Genomic DNA, 9,938 nt, shown 5'->3' with positions numbered 1-9,938 from the left:
TCAGGCGCTTTATCAAGGCCTTTCCCACAGCATGTCACCGGTGGGGCCATCCAGGCGCAGAACCTCGATACTCAGCTGCGCATCGTCGCTGATCGACGGATTCCCCCATGCTCCGGTGCTATCCGGGGCCAGGCTCCACTCCAGCGTTTCACCGGGCTCGATGCCCCCGGAAATGGTATAGAAGAAGGTTTCATCCACCCAAGGCGTCGACCGCCCCGGGCTTTGCAGTACGCCTCGAAAATGGGCCTGTGCCACCGGTTCGCCCGTATTGTTGGTAACTCGAAGTTCGATCACCGGCGTGCTGCCAGAGCCAGCACTTGCGGCCCACTCAACCCGTGCAAACTGCGCCGGGCCTCGGTCGCGAGGGCTGGTTGAGAGGAGCGCGTCGTTGGGTGGTTTTGGGCTTGGTCTTGTTAGAACCATTAGCCTATAATCGTACGGAGAACCCGTACATCAAGAGGTGGCTATGGATACCATCAGTGTCAACAAATTCAGAGATAATCTGAAAAGCGTCGTAGAGCAAGTGGTGAGCAGGCATGAGCCTCTCAAGGTAACGCGACGAGCCGGAGAAGCCTTTATTGTGATGAGCGCCGACGACTGGGAACAGGAACAGGAAACGCTTCACGTTCTCCAAAGCAAACATCTCATGCAGCAGATAGCCGACTCCCTTGAGACCCACACACGTGGCAAAGGCTATCAACCGACTGTCGAGCAGATGAATGAGATCACTGGTCTTTGAGGGCAACACCTGGGAAGCGTATGAGGCCATGCGCGAAAATAACAAACGATTACACAAGGCCTTGTGCAAATTACTCAAGGAGATGCCGCGGTCTGAGGATCCATCTTCCGGCTTTGGCAAGCCTGAACCACTGAAACACAACCTCGCTGGGCTATGGTCTAAGCGCATATCGCAAAAGGATCGTTTGATCTATCGGTTCGACGAACGGTCCATTTATATTTTTGCTATTGGTGGTCACTACGATCAGTTTTGATGCTTGGCTTATGGGCCCCACGTCTTCGTCCAGCCCAGAAAGTGCAACCCAAAGGCAAGAGCGGCAAGGCAGACTGAAAGCTGAACCAGATCCGCAAGCTGTATGGTGTGGAAAAGCAGGCGAAGGCCCTGCACTATAGCGGTCGCTTTGTGGTCGGGCATCCTGGATGCCGAGGACAACATGCGGCCAGACTCTATGGGCTACGTGTTCTATCGGAAGGTATGGTAGGCTTTCCAGAGTTCACCCTTCTGTTGAAGGTTGAGCCAGAAATCAGGCGTGTTACCAAACACAGTGGCCAGCATAATGGCGGTTTCAGCAGACAATGCGCGTTTGTTGTTACAGATTTCATTAACAACACGCGGCGCAACGCCCATTTGGCAGGCAAGCGCCGATTGAGTCATCTCAAGCGGCTCCAAAAATTCATAAATGAGCATTTCACCGACGGTTGTGGGCTTTCGCTCTGTCATCATCATGACGTCACCTATAGGTGTGCGGATCCAAATAAATATCTCAAGCATGGCCATCTGACCATTCAAAAATCAGACGATATTGCCTGTTTACACGGATTGCGCATAAGTGGGACATATTTCCATCCAGATGCTTGAATCGGTTGCCGGGAGGAACTCTGAGGTCAGCTTCCGAGGTAGATGCATCTATCAAATCCAGCTTTCTGTTGAGAGCGCTTTCAATAGACGCGGGTATCGGGCCCGGATTTTAGTTTCTTGGTTTGTCTGAGACTCAGAATGTTTCTTCATGCAAAAATCTCCTTGGGAGGAGCTGGTCGTCGTCGAGGATGGCCAGCGTGAGTCCGAAACCAGCTGGAAAGAGCTGCTCACTGGGCTGCGTGAGCGCGAGCTGACCACCGCCCCAAGCTCGCCGGTCGGCGACGGCGCCATGGGCTTCTGGGTAGCCTTGATATAGAATCCCCTACTCCACAATCGCTTTCAACAAAGCATCGCGCGCATCCTGATAAAACTGGATATCGATTTTGGTGGCCATGTCATCGGACAGGTCATATAGCTGCCGGCGGGCCGCTACTGGTATTAGCAGTGCGGTTGCACCCTTCTCCACGGCTAACTCAGCGATATTGACGGCATTGCTGATCGGCTCGATCGAACCGCCCAGGTTGATTTCACCGACCACGATCAGGCCGCCTTTAACTGATTTTTTTAGCAGACTGCTGCACATGGCGATCAGTGCAGCCATGCCCAGCTTGGAGCCGCGTTTGGCCGCATCGAATGCACGCAGCTGGATGGAGAACTCATGGGAGCGCGGATCTCGGTCACCAATCAGTTGGCCTGAGCGTGAATAAAGGTTCTGCTCAGCATAGCGTACCGACTCCTTGAACGCCGCCGGTGCAGGGTTGTTCAGAATCTTCACCCCGGAGCCTGGGCCTTCGTTGACTTCGATACGGTACAAGCCGGCATTGTCTTCAATATCAGCGCCGCCTTCACTAATGGTCCAGATCTGACCTGGCTCCAGCGGATCATCCCCGATCTCGTTGTCAGCTCTGAGCTCAGGCGTGGCAACGAACTTCTCAAGGCCATCATCGCCAATCAGGTAACTGAAATGGGTGTTACGGAACTCAGCAGCGCCTACCCGCTTCTGCTGTTCTTTCACCCGGCGGCGCACTTCAAGGCCCAGGCGAGTGGCCCATTCCAGGTCTTCGTCGGAGACCGGCATGTCCTGGTTGGGATACATCAGCTTGAGCAGACCAGACACCGTCTTGTTGACGGCATTGGTATCACGACCACTGAGCGCACCGCCCAGGTGAACGCGGTTTTGCATCGCCGACACGCGGCTCTCGAACCGCAGGCGACTCATGCATTCGGAGAAGAAGTCGCTGACCAGGCCAAAGTGGTCTGTGGTCAGATCCTTGTTCATCTTCGGCACATCCCAGCCCGGCAGATAGCAGTGAATACGATCCATCCAGGCGGTGTCGTCGCGCATTTCAGCCGGCAGTGGGCCAAACAGATGACCAACTCGCTGTTGGTGTTCAACGTCAACATCGAAGTTACCGACAAACACCATGGAGCCATCGGCACGGATACTTTCCTTGCCACGGCTGAACTCGCCGGACTCCATGTAGCCCTTCATGATGTTGATCCCTTCCTTGGTATCGAAGGAGATCCCGCTGACCTCATCAAAGCAAACTACATCATACTGGCAGACCAGGCCGCGCTGACCATTGGCATTGTTGACGAACATCTTGGCGATGGTCGCCTTGCCGCCGGAAATCAGGTGCGCGTAGGGCGATACCTGCTGGAACAAGTGGCTCTTGCCGGTACCTCGCGGCCCCAGCTCCACCATGTTGTAGTTGCGCTCAACGAAGGGCACCATCCGCAGCAGGATGGCATCCTTGGCACGCTGGCTCAGGGCGTTGGATTCCAGGCCAATCGAGCGCACCAGAAAATCTCGCCACTCCTCGCTACTGAAGTTACTGCGAGCCTCAGCCAAAATATCCAGCACATTGCGTTTGGACATCTGGATTGGCCGTAGCTCTGAGATACCAAAGGCGTTGCCCTTCTCTTCGGCGATCACGCTGTCGTACTCCAGCGTAACCTCAGCATAAAAGCCGCCCGTCAAAAGGCGCTCGTTATCATCGACAATTTTGTCGGGGATGCGTACTCGATTCAGGTTTAGGCTCGGCAGGCTCGCCAGGTAACCGCCTTCCTTTTCAACAAAGCGAACGCTGACAATATCAATCAGCTTCGCTGAGCCTTCCTTGTAGGCCCGCGCCTTGAACAGCTCTTCCTCACCAGCACGAACGGTGCGTGACGACAGTTGGCGCTGAACAATTTCCAGCCCCTCTTCAATCTCTTCAGGGTCGGTGGAAGCGCAATAGCGGCCCAGCATAAATTCGACCACATAGGTCGGCACCGGAAACTGGCGGGCAAAGGTTCGCACCAGATCCTTGCGGACCAGGTAACCCTCAAAGGCATCGGCGGCCTTGTGGTCCAGCGTATCCATTTCCACTTATTCGTCTCCTACCAATGTCGGCTTTTTCGCCAGCACATTACCTTGATCATCCAGCAGCACCAGCACCGCCGAGCTGCCCTCAAACTGGTCATCGACCATCAAACTGCATTTTCCGTCTTTGAGCGGCTTGCGCTTGGTGATTTCAGAATCAGGGTCACCGGGGTGGGTTCGCAATACCGCCAACACACCTTCTGCCTGGGTCTCTGCCTGTATCTTGCAGGTCAGGCCAAGCCAGCGAATATCTGACAGGCTCGCAGTGACCGCAGCGGCAGCCGCGACAGGCTGTGAGTTCCGTATTTCAATCACCGGCGTCAGGCATTCCTGCAAACTCAAGCCGCCGTGGTCATAATACTGACCAGCCTTGAAGCTACATGCCCCTGGTGCCATGGCGATACTCACTGCACTGTTCCAGTACCAGCCCACTTGCTGGTAACCCGAATCCACCGAATCCTTGATCACTGCGCAGCGGCTCCACCGGGTTTCGGTCAGGTGCTTGGGCAAATCAACCTTCACCATGGGGCGTGGCGTCAGTATCCAGCCATGATCCGTCACAATACGGATTTTGCGCCAACCTGCGGCAATCAATTCCTCAGCCCGTTCCACCACCTCATCCAGCAACGTATCGATGCGCGCAGCCAGCTTTAGCCCCTTTACGTGGCCTTCTTTGTCGATGTCACCACTTTGCAGCCAGGCATTCGAGCCAGGATCGCCCGACTCACCCTCTTCCAGGTATTGCCAGCCTTTCTCACCCAAGAACTTGCGCAGGTAGTGAGCCGAAAAGTCCTTGTCATCATCGGCTAGGCTAGGCTCAAAATCCCGATCCGTTACCCGACCCGTCAAACGATCATGCACCGGGGTTACCGCCGCCTTGGCCGTTGCCGTCACCGAGGGCAAGGCAGCCCAATTTGATCCAAGCTGAACATCGCCCAGGTTCTGAAACTTGGCGAGCAGACGTTGGGCCGTATCAAAGCGCAGGCCATCCACAAAAAATATCGCCTCACCAGCCACTGCATACTCAGCCGTGGCCTCACTCACACCGTTAACGCCCGGGTAACCCTTGCTACGCACCAGGTTCTGGAAGTTACGGGTAACGCCGTCTAGCCAGGGGGTATAAATCAAATCCAGCAGGCCGTGGACTAAGCCCTGTTGCCCGGTAGACAGCGGGTAGGCCAACGCACGCAGGGCATGGTCATCTGCACGCCAGTAAGCATCCCGATACTGGACTGCCATTTCCTCGGGATCAGCCCCAGAGAAGGTGTTGGCTGTGGCTTTTGCGATCTCGGCCAAATGCGCCAACACGCCAGCCAAGGACGACATCCCCAGGGCATGCCACACCCACTCCCTGCGCTCGGCATGGCGGCTCTCCAGTTGCACAACTCCCTGCCGAGCTTTGGCCGGATCAAGCTGCAACAACTTGTTCAGCTCGCGCTCCAGTTGTTGCTCTTCTGCAGCGTTAATCGAAGGGTAACTGGCACCATTAGCCGCCAGATCGGCCTGCACCTTCAACAGCAGTTGAGGCAATTGGGGGTAATGCGTGCAGGACTCCAGAAAACGCTGCCAAACACCTTCCCAGGCGCCCTGACGTTGGCATAACAGTTCCGCCGCCGTCAGTTCACCATCCTGTTCTGGATGAAAGTGGTATTCGGTTTCACAAATGCCGACCAAGGCGTGCCAGCGGGCCGACTCCCAACGCTCCCGGCAGGCCTGGCTGTCATTCATCCAACTGAGTAAATCGCGCACCGGGTCACTGCTGACCAGTTTGTTGAAGTCAGCCGCTTCAAGACGGCGATTACTCAATTCATCGCGTGCGCTTTCCAGCACCTCAGGCAGCACCCGCAGCATCACCTGCTGGGTTTTATCATCTCTGGCCACATCCAGCCCGGCACCACCGTTGTTGGAGACCAAAAAAGCGTTCACCGTCCAGTCTCGACCGGCATTACTGTAGATCCACCAGCAGCCACGGTACTGCAGTTCAGCTAACGGCTTGAGTGACTCAGGGCACGCTGAAATCGCGCGCAAATCACGGCGCTCATAGCCTGGTAGATAAACAATGGGCGTTCGGTCGACGGGCAATTCAACCCCAGGCAAGACACCTTCAACCACACACTTGATCCAAATGGCCGGCCCGGTATTACGCTCAGGGGCATAGTCACCGAGCACAATCAGCTCTGGCATCGCGGCCTGCAGCAAAGGCAACGCCGACTCCCACTGACGCGACTTGTCCGTCCAAAGGATCGCGCTGGGTGCAGCCTGCACATTGGAGTTATAGGTGGCACTGGCACGTACTTCGTTAGCCAACAGATCAATCAGTTTCATAGCAGCCCCTGGCGGTTGGCTTCGTACCATACAAAAGGCGATTTTTTCTTGAGGTAGTCGGAGGGCAGTCCGTGCTCTAGATAATCTTGATACCAACTCGTACGCAGGTCGCGACACTGCTGGTCATCAAGACCAAGCCGCTCGATTGTTTCTTCAACAATTCGCATTGGCACAGCTTTTAGTCTCGGGTTTGGGTAAATATGCCCAGTAGAAAGCTGCAGCTGGAACAGATCTGGCGAGAGACAAAATGGATCCAGCACATCGCTGTACTCACGTTTGCGACTGTTCATGGTCGCGCACGCCAGTCGATAGTTTCTCCACTCATACGCCAGACCAGCACTGGTTGATTTGGCTATAAAGTGATCGACACTACCGCCCCCCATCACACGTTCAAAATAAACACCTAAATAGGCGCAGATGCCGCCGTACGCCTGATGTAGATCAGTCAAACAAGCACGCCAGTAGGGTTCGATATCTGCTTTAGGGGGCAGAGGCTGGTTTAAAGAAAATCCTTTCTTTCCAAGATGCACCAAGCCCTTTTTGCGTACATTAGCATCGAAATCTGCAGGCTCAGGCTGCTCAGTAACTGGGATCATTGCAACCAACCTTGTTTCTCACCCACATAGCGCCAGCGAATCCAGAATGGATCTGTATCGCCCAGCAAAGTGCGCAACTTGGCGTCAAGTGCCTTGGCCAGCTCTGCATCAATAACTTCTTCCGACAGGATCTTCGCCGCATGCTCCAAGGTGTGCTCGGCTTCCAATGACCTTGCGCTGCCCAGATCAAAGGCTTCGCTGATTAACCAGCGCGACGCATCACCCTGGCGGACAAACGGGCGCCTGCGAAGCACCACTTCCCCCTGTTCAAGATCGAGATCAAACCAGGCGTCTTTGCGTTCATCAAACAGCGGTTCGACCGATGTCATAATCAGTGGTGAATGGGTTGCGGTGATTAACTGTACATCTGGCCGTTTGGTCAGTTCTTTCATTACGTCCAACAGCGCTGGAACAATGGTTCTCTGCCAACTTGGGTGCAGGTGCGACTCGACCTCGTCAATCAGGAACACCACCTGATGGGTGGGCTCTTCGCCCAAGTGCTCGGCCGCTTTGCGGTGCTCCAGCCAGGCCCAAACCATAAAATAAGCTAATGCCATCACCCGCTTCATACCAGACGATGCATGGAGCACCAGTACATCCTGGCCATAGGGCATGGTAAGTGTCGGGATATCCCTTACATCATCCAGGCTCAATTTGCCCAACTTACCAGGCACCATTGCCTCCTTATCATTCGGTGATAGTACCTTGAGCACTTTCTTCAGCAGTTTGAAGGCTTCCCCTCCTTCCTTCTGCCAGGTAGCCCAGTCCTGCACTAACCCATTGCAGAGCACGCTCCCCTCGTCCTCCAGTCCATCCCATACATCTGCAGGGCTAAATACAAAAGCGGGTCTGCGCTCCTGCACATCTACGTTATTTTTGGTCTGCCAGTAATTGCGCGCCGGATCCCATACGGCAAAGCTGCCATCACTCATGGCATAGAGCACTAGACCAGGGTTAGCGGGTCGGCCTGCTCGGCCTGTCCAAGCCTCTTCGCGGGGCTGGTAGTTACTGGTGTAGCTTTCATCTTTGCTTTTACCGGTAAAGGTGAAGCTGATCTCACCGCCTTTTCTCGGCAGAGGCCTAACTTTTTTGCCAACCGTCAGACTGTTATTCAGCTCGGCAGGCCACTTGCGAGTCATCGACCACCAAGCTATGTCCAGCAAAAAGCTCTTGCCTAAGCCATTATCGCCTGTCACCAGGTTTAAGCGCTCACCGAACTTCAGCTCCATCAAAGATGCGGGACCAACATTGGTCAAGTTAAGTTCTTTAAGCATCTTTATTCTCCAGCACAGGACGCCTCAAATTAAAAATCAGTCTCAGAAAGCGATTCCGTTAATTTTCCAGATAGCCGCAGCCAATTCAGCCAGGCTTTTTTGCCGTGCTTCTATCTTGGCTTCGTTCCATTCATCATACCGCTCGGCGACACCCCGAGTAATCTGGAACTGACTGTTACGATAGACATCCCGCTTCTGGTCGTACCCTGAGTTACCCAAATCACGGTTATCACCCGCTTCCATCAGGGTCATATTACCCAGTCGGTAGATACAACGCTCCTGCTGGTTTTCGTCCATGTAATTCCAGAACCCAGACGGGTTTTCCGGCAGAATGTGCTCCAGGTTGTAGGCATTGCTTTCAAAATCAAAATTCTGGCCCGAGCGTTGTTTTTCCAAGGCAAACAGAATATATCGCACTACTTTTTTATTGCGACTATTGGTGGTCTTCAGGGTCTTGACGGTGAAAGCAGTTTTGAACGATCGATCGTCAGGATACACCTCGCCTAATGCAGCCAGCACATCGTTTAAAGTACCGTACTCACCATTGCTGAGTTTACGAGCAATGTCGTTGTACACTCGCTCCTGATCGTGGGTCTGAAGGCCACAGATGACGTTATAGCGCAGCGATACCACGGCAATAGCGCGCAAGATGCGGCTAAAGCTGGCCCGATCAGCCTCATAAAAACATCGGTAGCAAGCCATCAGCATCGCCAGGGGCTGGCGCACATTGAACATCATCAGTTGCTGTAGTGCCTCCCGCTCGTCCTGGCCCCAACCTTGATGCATCGGATCTCGCAGTGCGGCGTAAGTCTCGGCGGAGTAGTCGAGTTCCCTTACCAGCGCAAAGGCGGCCTCCTTGGTAGCAACCCGCCGGCGAATGGTCTTGAACAGATCGGATTTGCGCACCAGGCGGTTGCGACTGTTCCAGTACACCCGCAAAAATTCTGGAAAGCTCTCGCTGCCCAGCAGGCCAACAATGCGTTCCCAGCGCTCTTCCAGTGACTTGATTTCAGCCTCATGCAGCTCGCCACTGCTGATGACCGAAAACAGGTAGTTTTTCAGCAAGTCCGTGGCAGAAAGCCGTACCCCACGGGCATTCAGAGTTTCAAACACCTTGAAGGCATTGAGCTCATCCGTCACCGTGATCACGGTAAAGAAAAGCTTGTCTACCAATGCATCCAACATAGCGGCAAAGCGCTGACCGCTATCAACGGCGCGACCAAAGCGTAGACTGAAGCGATCCTTGAACCAGTTAAATGCCTTACGCAACTGATGTTCGGAAGAGTGAAGCCCTCGCTGGGGCATAGCCTCCAGAGGCACCAGATATGTCTGGTAGAAACGGTTGTTGTGCCGGTTTAGCTCCAGCTTTGACCGCGGAACAAGCGTAACCGGATCCACGTAGCCGATGTAGCTGTTCTGCAGCTGCTCTTTGCGTCGGATGTTTTTCTCCGCGTCATGGCCTGCAGCAACCAGATCCTGCAGATATGACAAACCCGCAAGGATCATCACACTGACCGTCGTTAGCCGCTGCTGACCGTCGATGATGTCGAAGCGTTTACTGTCGGAGGATTGCAGCACCAGATAACCCATGTAGTGAGCTGGCTCGCCATCCTCCTCGAACAGAGCGGTGATATCCTGCCAAAGGTCGTCCCACTCGTCTTCTGTCCAGGAATAGTCACGCTGAAACGGTGGTACCCGATAGGTCAGACCATTGCCCAAAAGCTGCCGAAAGGTGCTGTTGGTCGTGTTGAAATTCATAGCCGTCCCTCTTTGATCCACAT

10 protein-coding genes and 1 pseudogene are annotated in these 9,938 nt (G+C 54.4%); 3 read left to right on the top strand and 8 right to left on the bottom strand.

The window, feature by feature from the left end; translation table 11 throughout:
* Positions 1-12 precede the first annotated feature (12 nt).
* Positions 13-294, bottom strand: a complete 282-nt coding sequence (locus tag B7L72_RS05720) for a hypothetical protein (protein ID WP_081193147.1) — start codon at positions 292-294, stop codon at positions 13-15.
* 172 nt (positions 295-466) lie between these two features.
* Here B7L72_RS05720 and B7L72_RS05715 point away from each other — a divergent pair, with 172 nt between their 5' ends.
* Together B7L72_RS05715 and B7L72_RS05710 are read left to right on the top strand one after the other, a co-directional pair.
* Positions 467-739, top strand: coding sequence for a type II toxin-antitoxin system Phd/YefM family antitoxin (locus tag B7L72_RS05715; RefSeq protein WP_016913873.1), 273 nt, complete (start codon positions 467-469; stop codon positions 737-739).
* Positions 720-992, top strand: coding sequence for a Txe/YoeB family addiction module toxin (locus tag B7L72_RS05710; RefSeq protein WP_081193145.1), 273 nt, complete (start codon positions 720-722; stop codon positions 990-992). Before B7L72_RS05715 ends, B7L72_RS05710 begins: the two co-directional genes overlap by 20 nt.
* A 209-nt stretch (positions 993-1,201) precedes the next feature.
* Here the strand turns inward: B7L72_RS05710 and B7L72_RS05705 are convergent, their stop codons facing one another.
* Both B7L72_RS05705 and B7L72_RS05700 read right to left on the bottom strand, forming a co-directional pair.
* Positions 1,202-1,465 carry a HigA family addiction module antitoxin gene (locus B7L72_RS05705; RefSeq protein WP_081135843.1) on the bottom strand — a complete coding sequence of 88 codons (264 nt, stop codon included), beginning with the start codon at positions 1,463-1,465 and terminating at the stop codon, positions 1,202-1,204.
* Between the two features lie 37 nt (positions 1,466-1,502).
* Positions 1,503-1,682, bottom strand: coding sequence for a type II toxin-antitoxin system RelE/ParE family toxin (locus B7L72_RS05700; protein WP_254893768.1), 180 nt, complete (start codon positions 1,680-1,682; stop codon positions 1,503-1,505).
* Between the two features lie 81 nt (positions 1,683-1,763).
* Between B7L72_RS05700 and B7L72_RS18165 the strand changes: the two are divergent.
* A pseudogene (locus tag B7L72_RS18165) lies at positions 1,764-1,907 on the top strand (IS256 family transposase); the annotation flags it as partial.
* Positions 1,908-1,919: 12 nt separating this feature from the next.
* Here B7L72_RS18165 and brxL read toward each other — a convergent pair.
* From brxL to B7L72_RS05675, 5 genes are read right to left on the bottom strand one after another with little or no spacing between them, the layout of a single operon-like run.
* The gene (gene brxL, locus B7L72_RS05695; RefSeq protein ID WP_139788454.1) at positions 1,920-3,962 is read right to left on the bottom strand and encodes a protease Lon-related BREX system protein BrxL; all 2,043 of its coding nucleotides are present in this window, start codon (positions 3,960-3,962) and stop codon (positions 1,920-1,922) included.
* Between the two features lie 6 nt (positions 3,963-3,968).
* A complete protein-coding gene (gene pglZ / locus B7L72_RS18705; RefSeq protein WP_081193141.1) occupies positions 3,969-6,287 on the bottom strand; it encodes a BREX-1 system phosphatase PglZ type B in 2,319 nt (772 codons plus the stop codon).
* Complete coding sequence (locus B7L72_RS18870; protein WP_176212840.1) at positions 6,284-6,883, bottom strand: hypothetical protein; 600 nt, start codon at positions 6,881-6,883, stop codon at positions 6,284-6,286. The genes pglZ and B7L72_RS18870 overlap by 4 nt, the downstream gene beginning before the upstream one ends.
* Entirely contained in the window at positions 6,880-8,157 is a 1,278-nt protein-coding gene (locus B7L72_RS05680) for an AAA family ATPase (protein WP_081193137.1), read from the bottom strand. The genes B7L72_RS18870 and B7L72_RS05680 overlap by 4 nt, the downstream gene beginning before the upstream one ends.
* A 42-nt stretch (positions 8,158-8,199) precedes the next feature.
* Positions 8,200-9,915: a DUF262 domain-containing protein gene (locus tag B7L72_RS05675; protein ID WP_081193135.1), complete on the bottom strand. Its 1,716-nt coding sequence runs from the start codon at positions 9,913-9,915 to the stop codon at positions 8,200-8,202.
* Positions 9,916-9,938: the final 23 nt, after the last annotated feature.

The sequence above is a fragment of the Halomonas sp. BC1 genome (genome assembly GCF_002078135.1).
Lineage (GTDB): Bacteria > Pseudomonadota > Gammaproteobacteria > Pseudomonadales > Halomonadaceae > Vreelandella > Vreelandella stevensii.
This window is presented reverse-complemented; position numbering and strand designations above follow the sequence as displayed.